Genomic DNA, 25,380 nt, shown 5'->3' on the forward strand with positions numbered 1-25,380 from the left:
AGCTGGCCCAAACGCAAGATCAAGAGGAAATGCGGCTTTCCGGGATAACGGCTACGGTCAAACGAGAAATACAGGTCGCGCGCCCAGCTTCATCAGACAGGCGAATATCCCATACATGTGTGCTTCGTCCTAAATGTATGGGTCTTGCCACAGCCGTTACGCGCCCACTTCTGACGGCGCGCAAGTGGTTAGCATTGACCTCAAGGCCTACGCAGGAATACTGGCTTCTGTCGATACACAGCAAACTCGCAATAGAACCTACTGTTTCGGCCAAGACAACAGACGCGCCTCCATGGAGCAGCCCAAATGGCTGATGAGTGCGCTCGTCTACCGGCATGCTCGCTGTAAGCGAATCATCATCGTAAGCTTCAAAGCGGATATCCACACGCTCGCATATAGTGTTTCGCAAGCTTTCGTCCAGAGCAGCAAGGTCCGGCTCAGTAAACCAGATACTCATTCCGAGCACTCCAAACAGGCGATTGAAGCAACACTTGAGGCAAGAGCTAACATAGCGACCCTCTTTTTGTTAGAAATTGTGGAATCGTCGAAAGCGTTAGGGGTGGAAAAGCTCAATCAATTCCATAGCCCCTGCAATGGGCAGCTCTCCTTCAAGCACAGCCAACGACCCCGTAGCCATGCTCAGCGGTTGCTGACGATTTCCGTACACCAAAAAACCCGCCAAATCACTAACGAAGGGATTATGAGTAGCCAGCAGAATATTTCTGCCAGAAAGACTATCCAAATGATCGATAGCCTTACTGACATCATCATCAGGTGTTATCCAAGGTAAGGTAACAATAGGCTCCTTATACGCCAGAACTTCCTTTACCAGCTCAGCTGTCTGCTGAGCTCGAACGTATGGACTGGCATAAATCGCATCAATACCCTTCCCTAGCAGTCGTGCAGCGCTGCGTCTGACCTCATCACGCCCCTTCGCGGTCAACGGCCTGAACTCATCCCCTTCTGCACGAGGCTCAGCCTCGCCGTGCCGCAGCAACCAAAGCCTCATATCTGCTCCTCTTGTACAGTGGCCGTGCTAGCAGGCCAGTCAGCGATAGGCCATGGTTTTTCTTCCGTAGCAAACGTTCCAAAACGGACAATCTGTGCCAGATAGCGGGAAAGATTTAAACCAAACTCACTCAATGCGTTACTTGGCCTGCCCTTAACGAGGCGGCAAACAAGCTGAACAACCACCACACCTGCAAAAATGTATTGAGCTACCAACCATACAAACAGAAAAAGCACCATCCAAATAAGACGCAGTGCCACGCTTTCGCGCTCATGGGTATCAGCTGACATATCTTCTCCTAGGCTTCAGGGCCCATCGGCAAATAAAAATCGACATCGGTTTTAGGTTCTCCACGCATTAGCGCAGCAATGACCTGATCCAGAGTGCGAGACTCAAATAGAACCGCATACAGGCCTTGCACCAGCGGCATATACACGCCTAGCTCATCAGCCTTTTCCTTCAAGACACGCAAGGTATTGACCCCCTCTGCAGTTTCACCCATTCGGGCAATAGCTGCCTCAAGCGTAAGGCCCTCGCCAAGCGCATGTCCTACCTGATAGTTGCGGCTTTTAGAAGACGAACAGGTGACGATAAGATCACCTACTCCGGCCAACCCCATGAAAGTGGTGGGACTGGCGCCCTGCTGTACGGCGAATCGCGTCATTTCAGCCAGGGCGCGAGTGATCAGCATGCTGCGTGTGTTTTCACCCATATTCAGTGCCGCGGCCAGCCCTGCCATGATGGCATACACATTTTTCAATGCCCCGGCCAACTCAACGCCTAGCCGATCACGACTGGCATAGACTCTGAAAGTGCGACCATGCAAAATAGATTGCACCTGCTGACAGAGCGCTTCATCTTCACTGGCAATGACAGTAGCCGTCAGCGCATGCTCTGCAATCTCTCGCGCCAGGTTTGGTCCTGAAATGACACCAATCCGTGCTTTTGGCGCAACTTCTTCAAGGATCTGACTCATCAACTTGAAGCTATGGGCTTCAATCCCCTTGGTTAGACTCACCAACGCCTTACCCGTCAGGCGGTCGGCTACCGGCGCAAGAACATGCCGTAAGGCGCTTGAGGGCAAAGCAACAAACACCATGTCGCATTCCAGGGCAAGATCAAGATCACATCCTGGCTCAACTAACTGATGCACCTTGATGCCTCTCAAGTAACGCGGATTCTCGCGAACTTGACGAATGGCTTCAGCCTGCTCAGGATCACGCATCCAGAGTCTTACAGGATGACCATTTTCCGCCAGCAGATTGGCCAGGGCCGTTCCAAAACTGCCACCACCCAACACGGCTATAGGTTGCTTTACACTCATCGGGTTATCCATTTATATCGCAATGTGCGACGGTATCTACATTATACGAAGCCCCTATTTAACATTCCGCCCTCTTTTATTGAACCATGTGTAATTCCGTATCCTTCTGCTATGAAGATGGACGTTAACCCCACAACGGCCAGAATGGCCTATTGTAGTAAGAGCATCGAGCTCAAGGCTCACGGAGAACGCTCTATTGGATAAGCGACGCGGCTGGGGCATACGTACCCGCACTTTAGCCATCAGCCTGGGACCTGCCCTGATTATTACACTGGTACTGACGGGCTACTTCACATATGCGCGCCTTCAGGATTTGCATCACGAGCTCAGTCATACGGGCCAGCTGATTGCAATTCAATTGGCATCTGCGAGTGAGTATGGGGTTTCAACCGACAACCTTCCAATGCTGCGTAACCTTTTGGAAGCTACACTGGCGACCCGTTATGTTCGATTCATCGAAATCCGCGACCGCCAAGAACGCATCATTATGTATGCGCATAATCCGCCCCCTAATGCACAATCGGCCTCGCAGGTAGAGATATTTCACGCCAGCATCAGCCGCTCTGGCACTCCGAATTCGAATGGATCCCTTGGCCGTGTTGCGGTAGGTGTGACCAACGAAGCCTTTCATGAGCGTCAACAAGCCATTTTGACGAAGGCCGGCGCATTGGCTCTATTAGCCCTAGGGCTTACGTTTCTATTGGCCTGGCGCCTGGCTAAACGCCTTTCAGCGCCGCTGAGCGACATGGGACGCACTGTCAATGCCATTCGTGCGGGTGACTATCACAGCCGCCTGCCGGTATCGGACAACTCCGAAATGGGCGTTCTGGCACATCTGATCAACGACCTTGCACAGGCCTTGCAACGGGCCAGCGAAGAGCAGCAACGCAGCATCGATCAACTGGTTGCAGCACGCGAAGAAGCCGAGCAAGCGAACCGGGCCAAATCAGACTTTTTAGCCATGATGAGCCATGAGCTTCGTACGCCACTCAACGGCGTCCTGGGCATGCTGCAGCTTCTCGAGACAACAGAGCAGTCTAGCGAGCAAAGCGAATACACAAGCCTTGCTACTGAATCTACAGAGCATCTATTGAAAGTGATCAATGATGTCTTGGATTTTTCACGCATCGAGCGTGGCGCCCTGGAATTAGAAAGCATACCGTTCAATCTGGCTGACCTGATTACAGGATCAGTACAAGTCTTTCAGCACAGCGCAACACAGCGTGGGCTGCATCTGACACTCGAAGGCGCTGAAAATATGGAACGCCTTGAGGTTACTGGAGATCCAACGCGGCTAAGGCAGATCCTCGTCAATCTGGTTGGAAATGCACTTAAATTTACAGAAAGCGGCTCCATTGGGGTGAAATGCCATTGCCAGCCGCTGGATGAACGCCTGCTTTGGCTCACCTGCTCCGTACATGATAGTGGCATAGGTATTTCAGCTGAACAGCTAGAGCGTATGTTTGATGCGTTTCAACAGGCTGATCCAACTATTAGCCGACGCTACGGTGGCACAGGCCTGGGGCTTTCGATCGCCCGCACACTTGCGGAGCGAATGGGGGGCTCACTGCATGCCATGAGTCAGGAAAGCCAAGGATCGACCTTTACGCTTGAACTGCCCCTTCCATTCCGGCATGTCAAGCAGACAGAGCGTAACCAATCACCCATTCAGGAGGTTCAGGTTAACGGCTTGAACGTCCTGCTGGTCGAAGATAACCCCGTCAATCAGACAGTTATCGAAGCCATGTTACGCAGCCTAGGGTATCATATCACCATCGCGGGGGATGGTGCCCAGGCGGTAAGTCTGGCCGAGCAGCAGTCTTTTAGTGCAATTCTCATGGATTGTCGGCTGCCGGTACTGGATGGTTACCAAGCTACTCGCTTGATCCGCCAACAGTCAGCTGGGCCTGCTGTTCCTATTATCGCGCTAACGGCCAATGCGCTGCAGGGAGATCGGGAAAATTGCCTGGCCGCAGGAATGAATGACTACCTGGCAAAACCCTTCAAGCGCGCTGACCTTCAGCAGATGCTGCAGCGCTGGATTAGCCAGCCCGATCGATCCCAAGGAGCAGCGTCCTTGTAATCGAAGATGCATCACTATTGGAGTATTTGATCTCCAACGTGCACAATTCGTCTTTCGCGAGGTTTTACCGCCTCGCTGTGACTTTCAAAATGGCTTGGCTGTCTATGTGGTGGCTGTCTAATAGCGAGAGCGACATTATAATCGCCGACATTGATCACCAGGCCAGCTACAGGAGCTTGCATGACCAAACAACACGCCTTCACCCACGAAGACTTGCTGCGCTGCAGCCGTGGCGAGCTATTCGGTCCGGGTAATGCGCAACTGCCCGCCCCAAACATGCTGATGATTGACCGTATTACTCATATCAGCGATGTAGGCGGCAAGTACGGTAAGGGTGAACTGGTCGCCGAGCTGGATATCAATCCAGACCTCTGGTTCTTTAAATGCCATTTCGAAGGTGACCCGGTAATGCCGGGCTGCCTGGGTTTGGATGCCATGTGGCAACTGGTAGGCTTCTACCTTGGCTGGCAGGGTAACCCCGGCCGCGGCCGAGCGCTGGGCTCGGGAGAAGTCAAGTTTTTTGGCCAAGTCCTGCCCACAGCCAAGAAAGTGACCTACAACATACATATCAAGCGTACCATCACACGTTCGCTGATCCTTGCCATCGCAGATGGTACGGTCAGCGTTGATGGTCGCGAAATTTACTCGGCCGAAGGTCTTCGTGTCGGCCTATTCACTTCAACAGAAAGTTTCTAAGGGTCTTTCCGCATGCGTCGCGTCGTGATCACCGGCTTGGGCATCGTTTCCTGCCTCGGCAATGACAAAGACACCGTTTCCGCCAACCTGCGCGCAGGTCGTCCCGGCATTCGTTTCAATCCGGAATATGCCGAAATGGGGCTTCGCAGCCAAGTGTCCGGGTCCGTCGACCTGAACCTAGAAGAGCTGATCGACCGCAAGGTCAAGCGCTTCGTAGGTGATGCAGCTGCCTATGCCTATTTGGCTATGGAACAGGCTGTTAAAGACTCAGGCTTGACCGAAGAGCAGGTTTCAAATCCACGCACCGGCCTAATTGCCGGCTCTGGGGGCGCTTCCACGTTCAACCAGATGGAAGCGTTGGATATCCTGCGTGAAAAAGGTGTAAAGCGCGTTGGCCCTTATCGGGTAACCCGCACCATGAGCAGTACGGTTTCCGCCTGTCTTGCAACTCCATTCAAGATCAAGGGCCTGAACTACTCCGTAGCGTCTGCCTGCGCCACCAGTGCTCACTGTATTGGCCTGGCCATGGAGCAGATTCAGCTTGGCAAACAGGACGTCGTATTTGCTGGCGGCGGTGAAGAGGAACACTGGTCTCAGTCCTTCCTGTTTGATGCCATGGGCGCCCTTTCCAGCCAGTACAACGAAACGCCTGAAAAGGCTTCTCGTGCGTACGACGCCAACCGTGACGGCTTCGTCATCGCGGGCGGTGGCGGCATGGTTGTGGTTGAAGAGCTGGAGCACGCCCTTGCACGCGGCGCCAAAATCTATGCAGAAATCGTAGGATACGGTGCAACATCTGACGGTTATGACATGGTCGCCCCAAGTGGCGAAGGCGCTGCACGCTGCATGCGCCAGGCGATGTCTACAGTAGATGCACCGATCGACTACCTGAATACTCATGGCACCTCTACTCCAGTGGGCGACGTTGCCGAGATCAAAGCGGTACGTGAAGTCTTTGGCGACAAGGCTCCTGCTATTAGTTCTACCAAAAGCCTTTCGGGTCACTCACTGGGTGCTGCCGGTGTCCATGAAGCTATCTACTGCATGTTGATGATGGAAGGTAACTTCATTGCTGGCTCCGCCAACATTGATGAGCTCGACCCTCAAGTAGCAGATCTGCCAGTTCTTCGCGAAACTCGCGAGAATGCCAAGCTGGACGTCGTCATGAGTAACAGCTTTGGTTTTGGCGGCACCAACGCTACGCTGATCCTCAAGCGTTGGAACAGTTGATTAGGCAAGTGCTATAGCGTCTAAAAAAGCCCGCACAATGTGCGGGCTTTTTTACAGCTAAAACATGACCTTAGACGAATTTTTTAAAAATTTAGCCTATGGCTGAATCGATTTCTGCGCGTTTCATAATTATTATTTCGCGCTGATTGAACCGAAACGGCTTGGATCAATCATATGCGAGCTTTAAACGGGCGTTTATTTGAGTCGCCTACCCTTTTGGAGAGAAGATGAATAATTCCAACGAAGTTCCAAATTATAGAGGCCCTCTGTCGGTACTTACCGTACTGTTCTTCATGTGGGGATTGATTACCTCACTGAACGATATTCTGGTTCCTCACCTCAAGGCTGTATTCACGCTGAGCTATGTTCAAGCCTCGATGATTCAGTTCTGTTTCTTTACCGCATACTTCATCGTCTCGTTTCCAGCGGGTCGCCTGGTTGAGGGGCTTGGCTACAAGAAGGGAATTATTTTTGGCTTGTGCGCAGCCGCTGTCGGCTGCTTGCTCTTTTATCCAGCAGCCGGCGCACACTCTTACGCCTTCTTCCTGCTAGCCCTGTTTGTGCTGGCTGGCGGCATTACCATATTGCAGGTAGCCGCTAACCCCTACGTTACCGTGCTAGGCAAGCCTGAAACCGCCGCAAGCCGTTTGACGCTTACTCAAGCTTTCAACTCCCTGGGCACTACAGTAGGCCCGCTGATTGGCGCCGTGACCATTCTGGCGCTGGTTGAGCACAGTACGGATGCGTCCTCGGTACAGATGCCTTATGTCATCCTGGCCGGTATGCTTCTAGCAATTGCCGTGATCATCAGCTTCATCAAGCTACCCCAGATCAAGGGCGGCAACGATGAAGTTCAACCTCAGAACACCACTCCGAAGCAAGAAGCCAAAAGCGTCTGGCAATATAAGCATCTTCTTCTAGGGGTTGTTGGTATCTTCATGTATGTAGGCTCCGAAGTATCCATCGGCACCTACCTCATCAGCCTAATGGAGAGCCCTGACGTTGCAGGCCTGTCAAGCGATGTTGCTGGTCGTTACTTGGCGCTGTACTGGGGTGGCGCAATGGTTGGCCGCTTTATTGGTGGCGTGGTCATGGCCCGTGTGAGACCCAACTACGTACTCGCCTTCAATAGCATTGCAAACGTTGTGTTGCTGGCAATTGCCATGGCAGTAAGCGGCAAGGTGGCAATGTGGGCCTTGCTATGCATGGGCCTGTTTAACTCCATCATGTTCCCGACTATTTTCTCCCTGGCTCTGGATGGCCTAGGCAAGTTCACCGGCAAAGGCTCTGGCCTCCTGTGCATGGGCATTGTTGGCGGTGCACTGATTCCGTTTATTCAGGCTATGTTTGCTGACTCTCTCGGTCTTCTGATGTCGTTCTTCGTCCCGATGGTAGGCTACGTCTATATTCTGTTCTACGGCTTGAAAGGCTATCGCACCAAGCCTGTAACCGCTCACTAAGCCTAAAAAGGCTGGCTCTTTAGCCAGCCTTTTTTTTGCCTTAAAAAAGAGCAAAAAAAAGGCGACCGAAGTCGCCCAAGTGCCTTGCGTGCCCTTTATCTGGAAGGTCAGGGCTTATGCATATCCTTCCAAACGATAAAACCTACAACTGCAACAAACAATAATACTGAGATCAAAGCGCCAACACCTGTTGTGACAACATCATCAATAAACATGGTGATGATCTCTGCAGCGAAGCAATGGATATACGTTAAACCAGAGCCAGCTTGGGGTTATTGACCTCAGTCAATAGTTGGGCAGGTAAGTAATTTGACACTCAACGCTTCTTAGGCTTTGACTTGCCTTTCTTTTTTGTTTTCGTTAATGGCAGCGCCTGTTCGAATGCCTGACGCATTTCATTCAGTCGTTTTTCATTCAAGTCATGGATGCGCTTGCTGCGTTCAGAAGTAAAATCAATCAGGTTGTTATCGCTCACGTTCGTATCCAACGAAAAGTAAGATTGAGTCGAGGAGATATTGATCGCATTGTTCGGGCAACTTGATGCTGCCAATAATGCTGTGTAGCTCCTCGCATGATTAAAAGCGAACCATGTGTAAGCTCAATGGAATGCTCGATACGTTGTGCGCCACGTCGACGTAGATCAAAACGCCGCGCCACCCCCAAACTCAATGAAGCAATGGTGGGATTTTTGCCTAGAACAGCTTCATTATCACTGTGCCATCCCATGGCATCCTGGCCGTTACGATAGTAGTTAATCAAGACACCATTAAACGGGTGCTCACAAAACTGACTTACTCGACCACGGATCTCATCAAGAAGAGCTGTCCAGGGTAATGAAGGATGTGCAAGGCTGGAATACTCATAATCGATTCCAGGGTCACTATACCAAGCTACCAGCCGAGGCGTTGAATAGCTTTTGCCGTATACACGTACCTGCGGTTGCTCCCAGGGTGTTTGCCTGATCAACTCTATCAGCCAGTCATTGGCTTCTCCAGAAGCAACCCAATGCTCATAAAACAATATATCGGCATCGGGCAAATCAACCTGGATCATGGCGCCCCTTGGATCACTAATCGTTGTGTTTTCAGCACGATCTTAGCCAAGCGGTTACAAACCAGCATATATAGCTTGATAGAACCTAACCGGCACCTAAACTTTGATATCGACACACTGCCCTTTTTCGGAAGGTTCCATCAATGCTTCGGCACGCTCATCTGGCAACGAAACCTGCAGTGCACGCCTGCGCTTACGGCGCTTTTCACTCTCCTGCTCCAGTTTCTGCTCATCCAGTACTGACTGAAAGCCTGCTTCCTTTGAATGAGCAACAGCCGTTACCGGAGCGATGTCTGGTCGAGGCTTTACTGAATCATGCTGTGTGGTAACCGGAATCAAGGCTTGTGGAATCGGGGGTAACATCGACTTATCCTCTCACGAGATACCTATTGAAAGTTTTTATGCCATTAGGCTTTGGCCTCAGCGGGCGCATTCGTTAACATAACCGGCTTTTTGAATGGGCGGGAGAAGCTATTACATGGCGCAGTATCAACCAGGGCAACGTTGGATCAGTGACAGTGAAGCCGAGCTGGGGCTCGGGACCATCCTGGCACAGGATGGACGCCTTCTGACCGTACTGTATCCGGCCACCGGAGAAACACGCCAGTATGCTCAACGCAATGCACCCCTAACCCGCGTACGCTTCGCACCAGGCGACGAAATCACTCACTTCGAGGGCTGGAAGCTTACAGTCCGGGAAGTAGAAGAGAACGAAGGACTGCTTACATATCATGGCTTAAATGCCAAGAATGAGCCTCACACCCTGACCGAAGCGGAATTGTCCAACTTCATCCAATTCCGGTTGGCGAGTGATCGCCTGTTTGCCGGGCAGATCGATCCCCTTTCCTGGTTTAGCCTGCGCTATAACACGCTAGCCCACAGCAGTCGTCTCCTGCAATCCTCGCTGTGGGGGCTGGCTGGCGCGCGTGCGCAACCTATTCCGCATCAGCTGCATATTGCCCGTAGTGTAGCCGACCGTATTGCCCCACGCGTCCTGCTGGCCGACGAAGTGGGACTTGGCAAGACAATCGAGGCAGGCCTCATTATCCATCGTCAGCTGCTGAATGGTCGCGCACGTCGCATACTGATTTTGGTGCCTGAAAACCTTCAACACCAATGGCTCGTGGAAATGCGGCGCCGCTTTAACCTGGAAGTCGCCCTGTTTGATGCAGAACGCTTCCGCGCCAGCGATGCGACTAATCCGTTCGAAGATAGCCAGATTGCACTGGTCTCGCTGGACTGGCTAAGGCGCGATGAGCGCGCCCAAGATGCTGCATTCGCGGCAGGATGGGATCTTCTGGTTGTCGATGAGGCTCATCATCTGGTTTGGCATCCAGAGCATGTGAGCCCCGAATATGCGCTTGTGGAGCAACTGGCTGAGGTCATACCTGGCGTGTTACTCCTCACAGCAACGCCTGAGCAGCTTGGACAGGACAGCCATTTTGCCCGTCTACGCCTGCTGGACCCTAACCGGTTCCATGACCTTGAAGCTTTTCGCAGTGAAAGCGCTAATTATCGCCCAGTGGCTGAGGCTGTTCAGGAGCTGCTTGATCATGGCACCTTGAGCGATGCGTCACGTACTGCTATCCACGGCTTCCTGGGAGCAGAAGGCGATACATTGTTGACGTCCGCCGCAGCCGGGGATGAGGAAGCTCGCTCACGTCTTATTCGTGAGCTACTGGACCGCCATGGTACAGGCCGTGTTCTTTTCCGTAATACCCGCGCAGCAGTGCAAGGTTTTCCAGAGCGAAATCTTCATGCGTCAGCTTTGCCCTTTCCAGATCAATACCTGGATGTCGGAGACTCACTGTACCCTGAAACGCTTTATGTTCCAGAGGATGATAACGATCGCTGGTGGCGTCATGACCCGCGTGTGGAATGGTTGATCGAAACCCTGAAAAGTCTGAAGAAATTCAAGGTTCTGGTTATTTGTGCACACGCGGAAACTGCACTGGATCTGGAAGACGCCTTACGTCTACGTTCGGGTATTCCGGCAACAGTTTTCCATGAGCGGATGAGCATCCTTGAGCGCGATCGGGCCGCAGCCTACTTTGCTGATGAAGAGTTCGGCGCACAGGTATTGATTTGCTCTGAAATTGGTAGCGAGGGCCGTAACTTCCAGTTTGCTCACCACTTGGTGCTGTTCGATCTGCCTGGACACCCTGACCTGCTTGAGCAACGGATTGGCCGCCTTGACCGCATTGGTCAGCGCCACACTATTCAATTGCATGTTCCCTATCTGGAAGCCAGCGCCCAGGAACGCAAGTTCCAGTGGTATCACCAGGCACTTAATGCATTCCTCTCAACGTGCCCTACAGGTAACACGCTGGAGCAGCGCTTTGGCGAGCAGCTCAGTACGCTACTTCCAGGAGGCGATGAAGAAAGCTGGCAAGCCCTGCTGGAAGAGGGTCGCCGTACCCGCGAAACGCTTGAAGCAGAACTGCACACTGGTCGTGACCGCCTGCTTGAACTCAACTCCAGCGGATCTGGTGAAGGTGAGGAGCTTCAGGAAGCGATTCTGGAGCAGGATGACCAGTTTGCCTTGCCAATCTATATGGAAAAGCTGCTTGATGCCTTTGGCGTTGACAGCGAAGACCATTCTGACAATGCACTCATCCTCAAGCCCAGCGAGAAAATGCTCGATGCAGGCTTCCCTCTGGGTAACGATGAGGGTGTGACGATCACATATGATCGTGACTTGGCATTAGCCCGAGAGGACATGCAGTTCCTTACTTGGGAACATCCGATGGTACAGGGTGGCATGGATCTCGTGCTTTCCGGCTCGATGGGCAATACGGCAGTAGCGTTGATCAAAAACAAGGCACTCAAGCCCGGCACTGTGCTGCTTGAGCTGCTTTATGTCAGCGAAGCCGTAGCGCCCCGCTCACTCCAGCTGACTCGCTTTTTGCCTCCTGTTGCCATTCGCTGCCTGCTGGATGCAAACGGTAATGATCTGGCAGCGCGTGTATCGTTCGAGACACTCAATGATCAATTGGAAAGTGTGCCGCGCGGTAGTGCAAACAAGTTTGTTCAGGCTCAGCGCGACGCTCTTAGCAAGGTGGTTGCTGCCGGAGAAGGCAAAGTATTGCCTCGCCATAATGAGCGTGTCGAGCAGGCACGTCAGCGCTTTATCGCCAACATGGACGAAGAGCTGGCTCGTTTGACAGCCTTGCAGGCAGTCAATCCAAGTGTTCGGGATACGGAAATTGATACCTTGCGCCAACAGCGTGAAGACGGAATCAACCACCTGGACAAAGCATCGCTTCGCCTCGAAGCCATACGGGTTCTGGTAGCCGGCTAATGTAAAAGGCCCTTCTCAGGAAGGGCCTTTTCGTTTCTGCTGCATTAAGCCAATAGCTCAATCGGCATACCGACACTCACTGTACCCGGGCTGAGCTGAATAAGGTTCTGGCCAAAGTAAACGGCGCCCTCATGCTCTCTGTAGGTTTTTAGTGTCGCTAAAGGCTCGCGGTCCTGGCTGCGCACGCTGGTAACCGGATCTACCGTAATCAGCACGCAGCGTGAGCAAGGTTTCACAACTTGGAACTCAACCTCACCGATCCGTATGTGCCTCCAATGGTCCTCTGCATACGCCTCACTACCGTTGACAACCAGGTTTGGTCTGAAACGCCTCATATCTAGAGGCATTCCTACACGCCGAGCCAAGTCATCCAGAGAAGCCTGGCCAATCAGGAGTAACGGAAACCCATCTGCGAAGTTAACGTGATCGCCTGGCTTGGCATAAGCAGTGTCTACCTGGCGTGCACGGCTTTCAGGCATATAGACCAGACGGCAGGGTCTGGCCAGGAAGGTACTTAGCCACGTATTTGCCTTTTCTCCTGCATCTGGCACTTGAAACGTATCTCGCCAGAGCGTAACACCTTGCAAGGCCTCATTAGCAGGAGGAACGGAAACCTGAAGTTCCGGCATTCCAGGCGCATTGAGCAAGAGACAGGTGTCACTTGCCCAACGGGCAACAATTTGCCCCATGGTAGGCAACAACCGCTGAGTCAGGAAACGCCCTGTCGAAGCATCAACCACCATCCAGCGTCGGTCACCCGCTACACCCAGGCGATCAATAAAGGCACGCTCAAGAGGCTCAGGCGCGGTGGATTTGACGGGGTAGCGATAAAGTCCGCTGAGATGGAGCATGGCACGGCTTCCTGTCGACCAAAGAAGCCGTGAGTCTAGAAAAGATCCGCGTTAATGTGCAGGCTTGACGACTATAAAGTCGTCACACAGACCTTACGCGTCCTTTTCTAACAAGCTCAGCCGAGTCCGTACGGCCTCAACCAACAAGTCAGGTTGAAACTTGGACAGAAACGCATTGCAGCCTACCTTCTTGACCATCGCTTCATTGAAGCTACCTGACAAGGATGTATGAAGCACAACGTAAAGGCTACTAAGCTGAGGGTCCTGGCGAATTTCAGTCGTCAGACGATAACCATCCATTTCCGGCATTTCTGCATCAGTAATAAGCATTAGCAGTTTTTGAGAAACATCGACACCCTCTTGGGTCCACTGCTTAAGCTTTTGCAACGCCTTAAGACCATCTGTAGCGATATGGAACGTCAAACCGAGCTGCGTTAACGTCTCGCGCATCTGATTAAGCGCGGTACTGGAGTCGTCCACCAGCATGATTTCGCGCGCCTTGGCCTTGCTCAGTAATGAGTCATCCAGACGCTCACGGGAGACCCTGACGCTGTAAGGTACAATTTCAGCCAGTACCTTTTCCACGTCGATGACTTCTATCAGTTTGTCTTCAAACTTGGTAATGGCGGTCAGGTAATGCTGACGACCAGCCCCGCCAGGAGGCGGCTGAATGCTGTCCCAATTGAGGTTGATAATGCGATCTACGCCGCCCACAAGGAATGCCTGAACAGTACGGTTATACTCCGTCACGATAATCGTGCTGTTCTGATCAGGCACAATCGGCTTCATCCCAATGGCGCATGCCAAGTCGATAACCGGTAGTGTCTGTCCGCGCAGATGAATAACACCACAAACAACCGGATTACGCTTGGGCATCAAGGTCAGCTTGGGCAGATGCAGTACTTCCTGCACCTTAAATACGTTGATGGCAAACATCTGCCGGCTGGACAGACGAAACATCAGAATTTCCAGACGGTTCTCGCCCACCAGCTGCGTGCGCTGGTCGACCGAGTCAAGAATGCTGGCCATGCTAAATTCTCCTAAGAATAGCGTTTCCTAGGTATCGGCCATCTTGCAAAGACCTTGAAGCGAAACCCCGGAAAAGCCCACCCGCTCGGCCACGACAAATGGTGCGACAGGTTTAAGCTTATCGGCCTGTAAAGGGCTCGCTTGAACAGCATTTACTATTAACAGGCCTAATCAGCTGCCTTCTCAATAGAATAAAACCCTGACTCCTCTGTTAGGCAAGCCTTTTGAAGACCAAAAAGTAAAGCCTGGATATGTATTTGATACCTCAAGTTGGCCGAGATCTGGACCGACCAACCTAAGAGCTACAGCAGACATGAAAAAGCCGGGACACGCCCGGCTTTTTTCGCACACCAATATCGACTCGATCAGGCTTTAGGCAGCGTCACACCGCGTTGGCCTTGATATTTCCCACCACGGTCCTTATACGACACTTCGCACGGTTCATCAGACTCTAGAAACAGCATTTGGGCCACGCCTTCATTGGCGTAGATTTTGGCGGGCAGAGTTGTAGTGTTGGAAAATTCCAACGTCACATGCCCTTCCCACTCTGGCTCAAGCGGTGTGACGTTAACAATAATACCGCAGCGCGCATAAGTACTTTTGCCTAGACAGATAGTCAGAACATTCCGTGGAATACGGAAGTATTCAACTGTACGCGCCAGTGCGAAAGAGTTCGGGGGAATGATGCAGACGTCGCCTTTGATATCAACGAAACTCTTCTCATCGAAGTTCTTGGGGTCGACTGTTGCCGAATGAATATTGGTGAACACTTTGAATTCATCAGCACAGCGCACATCGTAGCCGTAGCTGGACACGCCGAAAGAGATTAACCGGTCTGCTCCTTCACCACGCATCTGCCGCTCAACGAACGGCTCGATCATGCCGTGTTCTTGGGCCATGCGGCGAATCCACTTATCTGCTTTGATGCTCATGGCACTGTCCTGTCAGGGGTAAAAACATGACCGCGCATCTTACCGGTACGGCGGCGCGCATCAAAGACCTAAACAATGAGAAAGCGAAGGGCTAACGGTATTCAGCCCCTCGCCTATTAGGGTATCAGTCGTCCGAAACCGTAATAGTAGGCATGATTGCAGCCTTCTTCCCGCCTTGGGCAATACGTGCGCCAACGTGACGCGCCATGTCCTGATAGATCATGGCAATCTGGCTGTCCGGGTCTGCGATGACCGTAGGACGGCCTTGGTCTGCCTGCTCACGAATAGTCATCGACAGCGGCAACGAGGCTAGCAGATCAACGCCATACTGGGTCGCTAGCTTGTTACCGCCACCCTCGCCAAACAAGTGCTCGGCATGGCCGCAGTTGGAGCAGATGTGCACGGCCATGTTCTCGACCACACCCAGCACAGGGATGTTGACCTTACGGAACATTTCCACGCCCTTTTTAGCATCCAAAAGGGCTAGATCCTGAGGAGTCGTCACAATGACGGAACCTGCCACCGGGACCTTTTGCGCCAGCGTAAGCTGGATATCACCAGTACCTGGCGGCATGTCGATAACAAGATAGTCCAGGTTGTTCCAGGCGGTTTGAGTGATCAGTTGCAGCAAGGCGCCTGACACCATCGGGCCACGCCAGACCACAGGTGTACGCTCATCGGTCAGGAAAGCCATAGACATGACTTCAACCCCGTGTGATACCAGGGGTATGAACCACTTCTCATCCTGAATCTTAGGGCGTGTACCCTCAGGTAGCCCAAACATAATGCCCTGACTAGGGCCGTAGATATCAGCATCCAGAATGCCAACACGGGCACCTTCGCGAGCCAAGGCCAGCGCAAGGTTTGCTGCTGTCGTGGATTTACCGACACCACCTTTACCAGATGCAACTGCAACGATGTTTTTTACATTCGTCATTGCCTCAACCTGAGGCTGAGCGGCGTGGGGCTTGATGACACAGTGAATCTGCACATCTGCCTGAGTAACGCCTTGCAGATTTTCCAGGGAATTCTTGAGCACCTGTGCCATGCCGTTTTTGAACAGCGCTGCCGCATAGCCCAGCTCAATATTAACGGCAACATGTCCACCGTTGAGGGTGACGTCACGCAGGCAGCCTGCGCTGACCAGATCCTGGTTGAGATAGGGGTCGGTGTATTGGCGCAGAGTGGTTTCTACCACTTCGCGGGTAAGTGCGCTCATAACAGCTCCAAACAAAGGTACGGTGTAATCGTAGTCACTATGCTACCGGTCAGACAGGATAAAACCTACCCGAATACTCAGACATTGGACCAAGCGTGAAAAAAAACGGTTCGGCCTTTATAGTGTTCAATTATTTTTAGCCTTAATTGACAGTCGAGCCCTATGTCCGAGCCCCGGAAGATTCTTGTCACTAGCGCCCTCCCCTATGCCAACGGTTCGATTCACCTTGGCCATATGCTGGAATACATCCAGACCGATATCTGGGTGCGCTTTCAAAAACTGCGTGGTAACCAGTGCATCTACGTTTGCGCGGATGATGCCCATGGCTCCGCCATTATGTTGCGTGCTGAGCGTGAGGGCGTTACACCTCAACAGCTGATCGACGGCGTACGCACCGAGCACATGGCGGATTTCGCCGACTTCTTTGTGGATTTCGATAATTATTACTCGACCCACTCAGAAGAAAACCGTGCGCTGGCAAGCCAGATTTACCTGAAACTGCGCGACGCCGGCCACATTGCTACGCGCGCGGTAACCCAGTACTTCGACCCTGACAAGAATATGTTCCTGGCAGATCGCTTCATCAAGGGCACCTGCCCTAAATGCGGCACTGAGGATCAGTATGGTGATAACTGCGAGAAGTGCGGCGCCACGTACGAGCCCACGGATCTGATCAATCCTAAATCAGCAATCTCTGGCGCCACGCCTGTCCTCAAGGAATCTCAACACTTTTTCTTCAAACTGCCTGACTTCGACGCCATGCTTAAAAGCTGGACGCGTAGCGGTGCCTTGCAGGAATCAGTAGCGAACAAAATAGCTGAATGGCTCGATTCCGGTTTGCAGGAGTGGGATATCAGCCGTGATGCACCCTATTTCGGATTCGAAATCCCTGATGCCCCTGGCAAGTATTTTTACGTCTGGCTAGACGCGCCGATTGGCTATATGGCCAGTTTCCAGAATCTGATTACCCATCACCCAGAATTGGGGCTTGAGTTCGATGCGTTCTGGGGCAAGGATTCAACTGCCGAGCTCTATCACTTTATCGGCAAGGACATCGTCAACTTCCATGCCTTGTTCTGGCCTGCCATGCTGGAAGGCGCAGGCTACCGAAAGCCTACCGCTGTCAACGTCCACGGGTACGTTACAGTCAACGGCCAAAAGATGTCCAAGTCGCGTGGTACTTTCGTTAAAGCGCGCACCTACCTTGAGCATCTGTCGCCTGAGTACCTGCGCTACTACTACGCAGCTAAGTTAGGTCGTGGCGTGGACGACCTTGATCTGAACCTCGAAGACTTCGTCCAGAAGGTCAACTCTGACCTAGTGGGCAAGGTTGTCAATATTGCCAGTCGCTGTGCCGGCTTCATTCACAAGGGCAATAACGGTCTTTTGATTGATGCCAACCCTGCACCTGAGCTTTGGCAAGCCTTTCAGGCTGCTGCTCCCAGCATTGCCGAAGCCTACGAAGGCCGTGAGTTTGGGCGAGCCATGCGTGAGATCATGGCCTTGGCCGACCAGGCCAACGCCTGGATTGCTGAAAAGGCGCCCTGGGCGCTGGCCAAACAGGAAGGTAAGCAGGATGAAGTCCAGGCAATCTGCGCGCTGGGTATCAACCTGTTCCGTCAGCTGGTCATTTTCCTGAAGCCCGTACTTCCCAAGCTGGCCCAGGCAGCCGAGACGTTCCTGAATGTTGCTCCGCTGTGCTGGGATGATCTCCCAGTGGCACTGACTAATCATCAGCTCAACCCGTTTACTCCACTCATGACACGGATCGAATCTGCAAAAGTGACCGACATGATCGAAGCATCAAAAGAAGATCTGGCTGCTAATAGCACCGCGCCTCAGGCATCCAATAATGGTGAACTGACCAAAGAACCTATTGCAGGAGCCATCGATTTCGATGCCTTTTCCGCTGTAGATCTACGAGTGGCTCGTATCGTCAAAGCGGAAGCTGTAGCCGGTGCAGACAAGCTTTTGCAACTTACGCTCGATATTGGCGACGAACTGCGTAATGTGTTTTCAGGCATCAAAAGCGCCTATGACCCGGCCACGCTTGAAGGTCGCTTAACGCTATACGTCGCTAACCTTGCGCCACGCAAGATGCGCTTTGGTATCTCCGAAGGCATGGTGTTGGCGGCGGGTCCCGGCGGAAAGGATATTTTCCTTTTGAGCCCGGACGCGGGTGCCTTGCCAGGGCAGCGAGTGAAGTAATCAAAACGGCCGCTATATGCGGCCGTTTTCTTGTAAGTCGTTGGGTAATAACAGCTAAATATTAAGAAGAGACTTGAAAAAGAAGGAGCATTAGTCGCCTAATAATAAAGCATCTCATTTGCAGGACGAGTAATGTTTAATTCTATGTTGTCTACCAAGCGCTGGCTTGGCCTCCTATCGAGCCTCTCGTTGGCTGCGATCATGTCAAGCGGCGCTCATGCCGAAACGATCACTGATATCGCGGGCCGCCAAGTAGAAATTCCTGCCAACGTAGACCGTATCCTCTTGGGTGAAGGTCGAATGCTTTATGCTCTGGCTCTACTTGAAGGCGACAAGCCACTCGACCGTATTGTAGGTTGGCAAGGCGAACTCACCACCGTGGATAAGCAGGGTTATGCAGCCTATAAGGCTAAATATCCTCAGATTGACAAGATCCCGACCATTGGCAAAACCTCTGAAGCCAGTGTCAGCGGCGAAAAAGCGATCTCCTTAAGACCCGATATCGCGATCTTTGGTATTGCAGGTCATGGTCCAGGTGTTAAGAATGAGTTGGTAGAGCAGCTTCATGCTGCGGGTGTTCCGGTTGTTTTCATTGACTTCCGCCAGCACCCCATGCAAAACACTATTCCTAGCATGCGCGTGCTAGGCAAGGCTGTGCATCGGGAGAAACAAGCCGAAGATTACATTGCCTTCTATCAGCAGCATCTGGATAGAATCCAGAAGACTGTATCTACTATCCCCAACGATAAGCGCCCTAACGTGTTCATTGAGATGCTAGCAGGCATTTGGCCCGGTGCAGCCTGCTGCCATACGGCTGGCAAAGGTAATTTTGGCGAATTTATCGAAGCGGCTGGAGGTAATAATCTGGCAGCGCCCCTACTGCCAGGCGTGATTGGCGACATCAATGCCGAAACGCTTCTAAGCGTTAACCCTGATATCTATATCGCAAGTGGTACAGCCGATATGACTGCCACCACTAATGGCCTCAAATCAGGGGCCGGTGTTACCGATGCCGCTTCGTCAGCCAGCCTGCAAGGGTTGCTTAAGCGTCAGGAAATAGCACCACTCAAGGCTGTGCATGAAGGCCGCACCTATGGTATCTGGCATAATTTCTATAATTCGCCTTATAACATTCTGGCCATTGAGGCCTTCGCCAAGTGGTTCTATCCAGAAGCGTTCAAGGATGTCGACCCTAAGCAAACACTGGACGAGCTGAACAAGCAATTCCTTCCGGTTGATATCCGTGGCGCCTATTGGACGCAAGCCAAGAGTACTCCATGAACGCCAAGCAACCGATTGAGCATCCGGCCCTGGATGCCTCTCTCTATCACGATTATCACTCGCTCCTGAGTAAGCGACTCCTTATTCTGGCGATCTTTGTAATCGCGATTGGCTGTTCGCTATTGCTGGACTTTACGCTTGGGCCCGCCGGCCTAAGCGTAAGCGATCTGTGGCAAACTCTGGTTCATCGCGAGTCAGTAAGCCCCAGCCAGGCGGTTATTGTCTGGAATATTCGTCTGCCACAAGCGCTCATGGCTGTTTGTGTTGGTGCTGCACTAGGCCTTGCAGGGGCGGAAATGCAGACAATATTAAATAACCCTCTGGCCAGCCCTTTTACTCTTGGGCTTTCACACGCTGCTGCATTTGGCGCCGCTCTAGCCATCGTACTCGACCTGGGTATCCCGGGCGTACCTAGCGAATGGCTTATCTCGGTCAATGCTTTTATATTTGTGCTGGCCGCAACCCTGCTGCTCGATGTGGTCGCACGGCTTCGTCAGGCCACGACCAGTGCCATTGTGCTGTTTGGAATCGCTTTAGGCTTTACCTTTCAGGCATTGGTATCGCTGGTTCAGTTTGTGGCCAGTGAGGACACGCTTTCCGGGCTTGTCTTCTGGACCATGGGCAGCCTTGCCCGTGCCACGTGGCTTAAGCTCGGCATTCTGGCGTTAGCACTGGCTATTGCACTGCCTTTATCCTTTCGTCGAGCATGGCAGCTCACAGCCTTGCGACTAGGTGAGGACCGCGCAGCCAGCTTTGGTATCAACGTCAAACGCTTGAGATTAGGTACATTGCTAAGGGTCAGTATTCTTACTGCCTTAGCCGTCGCGTTTGTAGGCACTATTGGCTTTATTGGCTTGGTCGGCCCTCATATCTCTCGCCTGATATTTGGCGAGGATCACCGATTCTATCTACCTGCCAGCGCCTTGGCGGGTGCACTGATCCTTTCCCTTGCATCCGTGGCTTCCAAGAACCTGCTACCAGGCGTGTTGATCCCGGTTGGTATCGTGACGGCCCTTGTCGGTATTCCCTTCTTCCTTACAGTAGTCTTGCGTAACAAAGGGGGGCTGTAATGCATGCACTATCCCTACAGGGCCTGAATGTTGGCTATGGGAAGAAAACAATCATTCAGGACCTTACCCTTGACGGGATCGCCCATGGCAAGGTAACCGCCTTGCTTGGGCCGAACGGGAGTGGGAAATCAACCCTGCTCAAGGCCATCGCAGGCCTGACGCCGGCCAAAGGCACGGTCGAGCTGGATGGAGAAGCACTAACAAGCCTAAGCTTCGCCAAGCGTGCCGAGAAGGTTGTCTATCTTCCTCAAACGCTACCCGCCAGCGTCCATCTGCGTGTATACGAATCCCTTTTAGTAGCACGTCGGGCTTCTGGTCAACCGCATGCCCAGGATACTGAGGATGCACTTACCCTGCTCAGACGTCTCGAAATCGAGCATCTAGGTATGCACTACCTCGATCAGCTCTCGGGGGGACAAAAACAACTGGTAGGTCTTGCACAGGCCCTTATACGTAAACCTACCTTGCTCCTGCTTGATGAGCCTCTGAGCGCCTTGGACTTGAATTTCCAGTTCCATGTAATGGACGTGATTGCACAGGAAACACGCCAGCGCAATATGGTTACCCTTATCGTATTGCACGATATCAACATTGCCTTGAGGCAGACCGACCATATTGTAATGCTCAAGAATGGCCGGTTAGCCGCTCATGGCACGCCACAGAAGGTCATTGATGCAAACAGCCTAGCAGAGGTTTACGGCGTTCGTGCCCGGATTGAATGCTGCTCCAAAGGTCACCCGCAAGTCCTGATTGACGGTCTTCACAGCACATCGTTGGTCTAGCAACCTGCCGCCGGCTGGCGGCAGGTGTTCATTCATGCGCATATCTCGGATAATAAGCCCCCGTTTGGCTATCCGCTTTTGTCTGCTGACCATGTTTGAACTTGTTTTTGGCGCTGATTGCGCATTACTAGGTACATGCGCATGAGCCTGATACATGCAATCGACGCACTTCTACCGCAAACCCAGTGCGGTAAATGCGGACATCCCGGCTGCCTTCCTTATGCCACGTCCATCGCGGCAGGCGAAGCTATTAATAAATGCCCCCCTGGCGGGGATGAAACCATCCACGAACTGGCAGAGTTGCTGGGCGTTGAATCAGTACCTCTCGATTCACCCTATCCGCCAACGCCTGCCCAGGTTGCATTTATTCGTGAGGCGGAGTGTATTGGGTGCACCAAGTGTATACAGGCCTGTCCGGTCGATGCGATCGTAGGCGCGGCAAAGCTCATGCATACGGTTATAGCCGCTGAATGCACTGGCTGTGAGTTGTGCATTGCGCCCTGCCCTGTTGACTGCATTGACCTCAATCCATTACCTGTGCAGCCTTCCCGTGAACAGCAACGACAAGATGCTGTTCACTACCGCCTTCGCTATGAAGCTCGTAATACACGCCTTTCCCGTGAAGAGCAGCGTAAGCAGACTGAGCGGAATGCACGCTTGATACGCTCTAGAGAGGCAGCTGAAGCGGTTCAAACCGCGACGCCAGTAGATCCTATTCAAGCAGCGATATCGCGCATTAAAACGCAGAAAAACGATTCCACCGATCATGATGCCATAATCAAAAAGCTTAAGATCAGTGCATCTACAGCCCAAATGGCACTAAAAAAGACTGAAAAGCAGTTAGCGCAGCGGGCTACACCGCAACTGGAAGAACAAGTTAAAGTGCTTAAGCAGGCCGCTCAAGCCACTCAATGCGCATTAGACGAGGCGCTTAAGAAAAATCAGAGTCCGGAACAACTTGCAGACACCACAGCAGCGATAAAGCGCGCAAAAATCAACGCGGCCATGGCTCGTGCTCAACTGAGCAAGGCCGAAAAGGCATTCGGGCACGAGCCAACGCCAGAGCAGCAAGAGCAGTTGAAAGCACTGCGCGAGTCAGCAGACCATGCTGCAAAAACACTTATAAGCCTTGAGCACCAAAAGCCATCAGCACCTGCAGATGCGTTGAAAAAGGCCAAACTGGACTTGATAGGCGCACGCGCTGCCCTGCAATCGGCAGAGCGTAATGGTGCAACACACGATGAGCTCGCTTGCCTGCGCCAAGCGCTTCGCCAGGCTGAGGAGGCCTTGAATGTAGCCGAGGCTACTTCCGACAGGCCTTTACCAGAGCATATTCGCTTGCAAAAAATGCCTGTCGACCTCGTAACACGAACTCTCAAGACGCAAATTGCCTATGCAAAAGCGGAAGTAAAACGCCTTGAGCGTGAGAATGGTGCTTCCACCGCTGCCTTATTGGATGCACGCAATCACTTGATCGAGCTTGAAGATAAGCTGTCAGACCATTTGGCTTCGTGATAACACGCTAGCCCTTACACCGTGAAAGCCGAGCTATTACCACAATGAATGCTGCCAAGCGTCTGGAAATCTTTCGTCGTCTCCACGAAGACAATCCTGATCCCAAGACTGAGCTGTCTTATACGACACCATTCGAACTGTTGATTGCAGTAATGTTATCGGCCCAAGCCACTGATAAAGGTGTAAACAAGGCAACTGCAAAGCTATTCCCAATTGCCAACACCCCAGAGAGCATCTATGCCCTAGGTGTAGAGGGGATTTCCCAATACATCAATACAATTAATTTCTATAACACAAAAGCCAAAAACGTTATCGAAACCTGCCGTATTCTGATTGAACAGCATAACAGCGAAGTACCGCAAACGCGCGAAGCGCTGGAAGCACTTCCCGGCGTAGGCCGTAAAACTGCAAACGTCATTTTAAATACAGCGTTTCGGCAGTTTGCGATGGCCGTTGACACGCATATTTTTCGCGTTAGCAACCGGACCAACCTTGCCCCGGGGAAAAATGTGGTTGAGGTGGAGCAAAAGCTGCTCAAGGTGGTTCCAAAGGAATATCTGCTAGATGCACACCACTGGTTGATTCTGCATGGGCGCTACGTATGCCAGGCGCGAAAACCACGCTGTGGGAGCTGCCGTATCGAAGACTTGTGCGAATACAAGGCCAAGACATCGGATAATTGATTAGTACCGTAACTTTCGAGCGAATCGATTAAAAAAATCTTTTTTACGACTCATCACTTTGTCGCTATAAGGTGCGCCAAAAGGCCCGTGTAGCTCCCCGGCTGCACTCGCTCCTTGACCACCCCATGCTAGGAGTTTTCTCATGGCGACTGAGAAAAGTGATATCGAACTTGATGATGACTTCGTAGAAACCGAGGGTGACGTTGAGGCTGCTGATGTGCCTGTCAGCAAAACTAACCTGACCAAGCGCCGCTTGATAGATAACATGCTTGAAGAACGCCGCTTGAAGCGTCAGATCTCGGAATACGACTTCGACCTGTAAATAAAAAAGCCCTTTCGGGCTTTTTTATTTGGGCTTGGGAGCTAAAGGCCGCTTGGGCCTGGAACCTATTCTTTAGAACAATTTGCGCCCATTGTTGGCAGCGATGCGCATACGCAATGCGTTGAGTTTGATGAATCCCGCTGCGTCGGCCTGGTTGTAGGCACCGCCGTCTTCTTCAAACGTGGCAATGTTCGCATCAAACAACGAATCGTCAGATTTGCGTCCTACAACAATCACGTTGCCTTTGTACAACTTCAAACGGACTACACCGTTTACGTTGGACTGGGAGGCATCGATCATCTGTTGCAGCATTAGACGCTCTGGACTCCACCAATACCCCGTGTAAATCAAGCTCGCATAGCGAGGCATGAGTTCATCTTTGAGGTGCGCCACTTCACGATCCAGAGTGATCGACTCAATAGCACGGTGCGCCTTAAGCATGATGGTGCCACCGGGTGTCTCGTAGCAGCCACGAGACTTCATGCCTACATAGCGGTTTTCAACGATATCCAGGCGGCCGATACCGTTCTCACCACCAATACGATTGAGCTCAGCCAGCACCAGAGCAGGTGTCATGTCCTTGCCATCGATAGCAACGATGTCGCCGGCACGGTAAGTCAATTCGATGTAAGTTGGCTGGTCCGGCGCGGCCTCTGGGGACTTGGTCCAACGCCACATGTCTTCTTCATGCTCAGTCCATGTATCTTCCAGCACACCGCCCTCATAAGAGATATGCAGAAGGTTAGCATCCATGGAGTAAGGAGACTTTTTCTTGCCGTGACGCTCAATCGGAATATTGTGCTTTTCAGCATAGTCCATGAGCTTTTCGCGGGACAGGAGATCCCACTCACGCCATGGGGCAATGACCTTTACGCCAGGCTTAAGCGCATAAGCACCCAGCTCGAAACGTACCTGGTCGTTGCCTTTGCCAGTTGCGCCGTGGGAGATGGCATCAGCGCCCGTTTCGTTGGCGATTTCGATCAATCGCTTGGCAATAAGCGGGCGAGCAATTGAGGTCCCTAGCAGATATTCGCCTTCGTATACCGTATTGGCTCGGAACATCGGATAAACGAAATCGCGTACGAATTCTTCACGCAGGTCTTCAATAAAGACTTCCTTGACGCCTAAAGCCTTGGCTTTAGCGCGAGCGGGCTCTACTTCTTCCCCTTGGCCGAGGTCTGCTGTAAATGTTACGACTTCACAGTTATAGGTGTCCTGCAGCCATTTGAGGATCACCGAAGTGTCCAGGCCGCCTGAATATGCCAGGACTACCTTCTTGACGTCCGTCATGCCACTCGCTCCCACGCATTGCTTAGAAAGAAGATGATTCTA

24 protein-coding genes are annotated in these 25,380 nt (G+C 52.3%); 12 read left to right on the forward strand and 12 right to left on the reverse strand.

Annotated features, from left to right (window positions below; translation table 11 throughout):
- Positions 1-19 precede the first annotated feature (19 nt).
- From IEX86_RS20815 to IEX86_RS20830, 4 genes are all read right to left on the reverse strand, one after another.
- On the reverse strand, positions 20-457 hold the full coding sequence (locus tag IEX86_RS20815; protein ID WP_188868071.1) for a hotdog fold thioesterase: 438 nt from the start codon (positions 455-457) through the stop codon (positions 20-22).
- Between the two features lie 96 nt (positions 458-553).
- Positions 554-1,009 carry a phosphohistidine phosphatase SixA gene (sixA, locus tag IEX86_RS20820; RefSeq protein ID WP_188868072.1) on the reverse strand — a complete coding sequence of 152 codons (456 nt, stop codon included), beginning with the start codon at positions 1,007-1,009 and terminating at the stop codon, positions 554-556.
- On the reverse strand, positions 1,006-1,299 hold the full coding sequence (locus IEX86_RS20825) for a DUF4389 domain-containing protein (protein ID WP_188868073.1): 294 nt from the start codon (positions 1,297-1,299) through the stop codon (positions 1,006-1,008). Before IEX86_RS20825 ends, sixA begins: the two co-directional genes overlap by 4 nt.
- A gap of 8 nt (positions 1,300-1,307) precedes the next feature.
- A complete protein-coding gene (locus tag IEX86_RS20830; RefSeq protein ID WP_188868074.1) occupies positions 1,308-2,333 on the reverse strand; it encodes an NAD(P)H-dependent glycerol-3-phosphate dehydrogenase in 1,026 nt (341 codons plus the stop codon).
- A 196-nt stretch (positions 2,334-2,529) separates the two neighbouring features.
- Here IEX86_RS20830 and IEX86_RS20835 point away from each other — a divergent pair, with 196 nt between their 5' ends.
- The 4 genes from IEX86_RS20835 (at position 2,530) to IEX86_RS20850 (ending at position 7,802) form a co-directional block, all read left to right on the forward strand.
- Positions 2,530-4,416 carry an ATP-binding protein gene (locus IEX86_RS20835; RefSeq protein WP_188868075.1) on the forward strand — a complete coding sequence of 629 codons (1,887 nt, stop codon included), beginning with the start codon at positions 2,530-2,532 and terminating at the stop codon, positions 4,414-4,416.
- Between the two features lie 180 nt (positions 4,417-4,596).
- The gene (gene fabA, locus IEX86_RS20840; RefSeq protein WP_010797837.1) at positions 4,597-5,112 is read left to right on the forward strand and encodes a 3-hydroxyacyl-[acyl-carrier-protein] dehydratase FabA; all 516 of its coding nucleotides are present in this window, start codon (positions 4,597-4,599) and stop codon (positions 5,110-5,112) included.
- A 12-nt stretch (positions 5,113-5,124) separates the two neighbouring features.
- Positions 5,125-6,342 (forward strand): beta-ketoacyl-ACP synthase I, encoded by a 1,218-nt coding sequence (gene fabB, locus IEX86_RS20845; RefSeq protein ID WP_188868076.1) that lies wholly within the window; start codon positions 5,125-5,127, stop codon positions 6,340-6,342.
- A gap of 227 nt (positions 6,343-6,569) precedes the next feature.
- A complete protein-coding gene (locus IEX86_RS20850; RefSeq protein ID WP_188868077.1) occupies positions 6,570-7,802 on the forward strand; it encodes a sugar MFS transporter in 1,233 nt (410 codons plus the stop codon).
- Positions 7,803-8,118: 316 nt separating this feature from the next.
- Here IEX86_RS20850 and IEX86_RS20855 read toward each other — a convergent pair whose 3' ends face one another.
- The 3 genes from IEX86_RS20855 to IEX86_RS20865 form a co-directional block, all read right to left on the reverse strand.
- The gene (locus tag IEX86_RS20855; protein ID WP_188868078.1) at positions 8,119-8,277 is read right to left on the reverse strand and encodes a hypothetical protein; all 159 of its coding nucleotides are present in this window, start codon (positions 8,275-8,277) and stop codon (positions 8,119-8,121) included.
- Positions 8,274-8,855 carry an alpha-ketoglutarate-dependent dioxygenase AlkB family protein gene (locus IEX86_RS20860; protein ID WP_188868079.1) on the reverse strand — a complete coding sequence of 194 codons (582 nt, stop codon included), beginning with the start codon at positions 8,853-8,855 and terminating at the stop codon, positions 8,274-8,276. The genes IEX86_RS20855 and IEX86_RS20860 overlap by 4 nt, the downstream gene beginning before the upstream one ends.
- A gap of 96 nt (positions 8,856-8,951) precedes the next feature.
- Entirely contained in the window at positions 8,952-9,218 is a 267-nt protein-coding gene (locus tag IEX86_RS20865; protein ID WP_188868080.1) for an aspartate-semialdehyde dehydrogenase, read from the reverse strand.
- A 115-nt stretch (positions 9,219-9,333) separates the two neighbouring features.
- On the opposite strand from IEX86_RS20865, the gene rapA reads away from it, so the two are divergent.
- On the forward strand, positions 9,334-12,156 hold the full coding sequence (gene rapA, locus IEX86_RS20870) for an RNA polymerase-associated protein RapA (protein WP_188868081.1): 2,823 nt from the start codon (positions 9,334-9,336) through the stop codon (positions 12,154-12,156).
- A gap of 44 nt (positions 12,157-12,200) precedes the next feature.
- On the opposite strand, the gene IEX86_RS20875 is transcribed toward rapA, so the two are convergent.
- The 4 genes from IEX86_RS20875 to apbC form a co-directional block, all read right to left on the reverse strand.
- Complete coding sequence (locus IEX86_RS20875; RefSeq protein ID WP_188868082.1) at positions 12,201-13,007, reverse strand: MOSC domain-containing protein; 807 nt, start codon at positions 13,005-13,007, stop codon at positions 12,201-12,203.
- 93 nt (positions 13,008-13,100) lie between these two features.
- Positions 13,101-14,036 (reverse strand): chemotaxis protein CheV, encoded by a 936-nt coding sequence (locus IEX86_RS20880; RefSeq protein WP_188868083.1) that lies wholly within the window; start codon positions 14,034-14,036, stop codon positions 13,101-13,103.
- Positions 14,037-14,401: 365 nt separating this feature from the next.
- On the reverse strand, positions 14,402-14,968 hold the full coding sequence (gene dcd, locus IEX86_RS20885) for a dCTP deaminase (RefSeq protein WP_188868084.1): 567 nt from the start codon (positions 14,966-14,968) through the stop codon (positions 14,402-14,404).
- 124 nt (positions 14,969-15,092) lie between these two features.
- On the reverse strand, positions 15,093-16,187 hold the full coding sequence (gene apbC, locus IEX86_RS20890; RefSeq protein WP_188868085.1) for an iron-sulfur cluster carrier protein ApbC: 1,095 nt from the start codon (positions 16,185-16,187) through the stop codon (positions 15,093-15,095).
- 162 nt (positions 16,188-16,349) lie between these two features.
- Between apbC and metG the strand changes: the two genes are divergently transcribed.
- From metG to IEX86_RS20925, 7 genes are all read left to right on the forward strand, one after another.
- Positions 16,350-18,395 (forward strand): methionine--tRNA ligase, encoded by a 2,046-nt coding sequence (metG, locus tag IEX86_RS20895; RefSeq protein WP_188868086.1) that lies wholly within the window; start codon positions 16,350-16,352, stop codon positions 18,393-18,395.
- A gap of 132 nt (positions 18,396-18,527) precedes the next feature.
- Positions 18,528-19,676, forward strand: coding sequence for an ABC transporter substrate-binding protein (locus IEX86_RS20900; protein WP_188868087.1), 1,149 nt, complete (start codon positions 18,528-18,530; stop codon positions 19,674-19,676).
- Positions 19,673-20,746, forward strand: a complete 1,074-nt coding sequence (locus IEX86_RS20905; protein WP_188868088.1) for a FecCD family ABC transporter permease — start codon at positions 19,673-19,675, stop codon at positions 20,744-20,746. Before IEX86_RS20900 ends, IEX86_RS20905 begins: the two co-directional genes overlap by 4 nt.
- On the forward strand, positions 20,746-21,528 hold the full coding sequence (locus tag IEX86_RS20910) for an ABC transporter ATP-binding protein (protein WP_188868089.1): 783 nt from the start codon (positions 20,746-20,748) through the stop codon (positions 21,526-21,528). Before IEX86_RS20905 ends, IEX86_RS20910 begins: the two co-directional genes overlap by 1 nt.
- 141 nt (positions 21,529-21,669) lie before the next feature.
- The gene (gene rsxB, locus IEX86_RS20915) at positions 21,670-23,043 is read left to right on the forward strand and encodes an electron transport complex subunit RsxB (protein WP_188868090.1); all 1,374 of its coding nucleotides are present in this window, start codon (positions 21,670-21,672) and stop codon (positions 23,041-23,043) included.
- 44 nt (positions 23,044-23,087) lie between these two features.
- Positions 23,088-23,726: an endonuclease III gene (gene nth, locus IEX86_RS20920; RefSeq protein ID WP_188868091.1), complete on the forward strand. Its 639-nt coding sequence runs from the start codon at positions 23,088-23,090 to the stop codon at positions 23,724-23,726.
- 142 nt (positions 23,727-23,868) lie between these two features.
- Positions 23,869-24,048: a PA3496 family putative envelope integrity protein gene (locus tag IEX86_RS20925; protein WP_188868092.1), complete on the forward strand. Its 180-nt coding sequence runs from the start codon at positions 23,869-23,871 to the stop codon at positions 24,046-24,048.
- Between the two features lie 72 nt (positions 24,049-24,120).
- Here the strand turns inward: IEX86_RS20925 and IEX86_RS20930 are convergent, their stop codons facing one another.
- A complete protein-coding gene (locus tag IEX86_RS20930; RefSeq protein ID WP_188868093.1) occupies positions 24,121-25,338 on the reverse strand; it encodes an argininosuccinate synthase in 1,218 nt (405 codons plus the stop codon).
- Between the last annotated feature and the right edge of the window lie 42 nt (positions 25,339-25,380).

The sequence above is a fragment of the Pseudomonas asuensis genome (genome assembly GCF_014646755.1).
Classification (GTDB): Bacteria; Pseudomonadota; Gammaproteobacteria; order Pseudomonadales; family Pseudomonadaceae; genus Chryseomonas; species Chryseomonas asuensis.

Bases quoted from the DNA above. Each gene is read 5' to 3' on its own strand.
- IEX86_RS20815 (WP_188868071.1), bottom strand. From the start codon at position 457: ATGAGTATCTGGTTTACTGAGCCGGACCTTGCTGCTCTGGACGAAAGC.
- sixA (WP_188868072.1), bottom strand. From the start codon at position 1,009: ATGAGGCTTTGGTTGCTGCGGCACGGCGAGGCTGAGCCTCGTGCAGAA.
- IEX86_RS20825 (WP_188868073.1), bottom strand. From the start codon at position 1,299: ATGTCAGCTGATACCCATGAGCGCGAAAGCGTGGCACTGCGTCTTATT.
- IEX86_RS20830 (WP_188868074.1), bottom strand. From the start codon at position 2,333: ATGAGTGTAAAGCAACCTATAGCCGTGTTGGGTGGTGGCAGTTTTGGA.
- fabA (WP_010797837.1), top strand. From the start codon at position 4,597: ATGACCAAACAACACGCCTTCACCCACGAAGACTTGCTGCGCTGCAGC.
- fabB (WP_188868076.1), top strand. From the start codon at position 5,125: ATGCGTCGCGTCGTGATCACCGGCTTGGGCATCGTTTCCTGCCTCGGC.
- IEX86_RS20850 (WP_188868077.1), top strand. From the start codon at position 6,570: ATGAATAATTCCAACGAAGTTCCAAATTATAGAGGCCCTCTGTCGGTA.
- IEX86_RS20860 (WP_188868079.1), bottom strand. From the start codon at position 8,855: ATGATCCAGGTTGATTTGCCCGATGCCGATATATTGTTTTATGAGCAT.
- IEX86_RS20865 (WP_188868080.1), bottom strand. From the start codon at position 9,218: ATGTTACCCCCGATTCCACAAGCCTTGATTCCGGTTACCACACAGCAT.
- rapA (WP_188868081.1), top strand. From the start codon at position 9,334: ATGGCGCAGTATCAACCAGGGCAACGTTGGATCAGTGACAGTGAAGCC.
- IEX86_RS20875 (WP_188868082.1), bottom strand. From the start codon at position 13,007: ATGCTCCATCTCAGCGGACTTTATCGCTACCCCGTCAAATCCACCGCG.
- IEX86_RS20880 (WP_188868083.1), bottom strand. From the start codon at position 14,036: ATGGCCAGCATTCTTGACTCGGTCGACCAGCGCACGCAGCTGGTGGGC.
- dcd (WP_188868084.1), bottom strand. From the start codon at position 14,968: ATGAGCATCAAAGCAGATAAGTGGATTCGCCGCATGGCCCAAGAACAC.
- apbC (WP_188868085.1), bottom strand. From the start codon at position 16,187: ATGAGCGCACTTACCCGCGAAGTGGTAGAAACCACTCTGCGCCAATAC.
- metG (WP_188868086.1), top strand. From the start codon at position 16,350: ATGTCCGAGCCCCGGAAGATTCTTGTCACTAGCGCCCTCCCCTATGCC.
- IEX86_RS20900 (WP_188868087.1), top strand. From the start codon at position 18,528: ATGTTTAATTCTATGTTGTCTACCAAGCGCTGGCTTGGCCTCCTATCG.
- IEX86_RS20905 (WP_188868088.1), top strand. From the start codon at position 19,673: ATGAACGCCAAGCAACCGATTGAGCATCCGGCCCTGGATGCCTCTCTC.
- IEX86_RS20910 (WP_188868089.1), top strand. From the start codon at position 20,746: ATGCATGCACTATCCCTACAGGGCCTGAATGTTGGCTATGGGAAGAAA.
- rsxB (WP_188868090.1), top strand. From the start codon at position 21,670: ATGAGCCTGATACATGCAATCGACGCACTTCTACCGCAAACCCAGTGC.
- nth (WP_188868091.1), top strand. From the start codon at position 23,088: ATGAATGCTGCCAAGCGTCTGGAAATCTTTCGTCGTCTCCACGAAGAC.
- IEX86_RS20925 (WP_188868092.1), top strand. From the start codon at position 23,869: ATGGCGACTGAGAAAAGTGATATCGAACTTGATGATGACTTCGTAGAA.
- IEX86_RS20930 (WP_188868093.1), bottom strand. From the start codon at position 25,338: ATGACGGACGTCAAGAAGGTAGTCCTGGCATATTCAGGCGGCCTGGAC.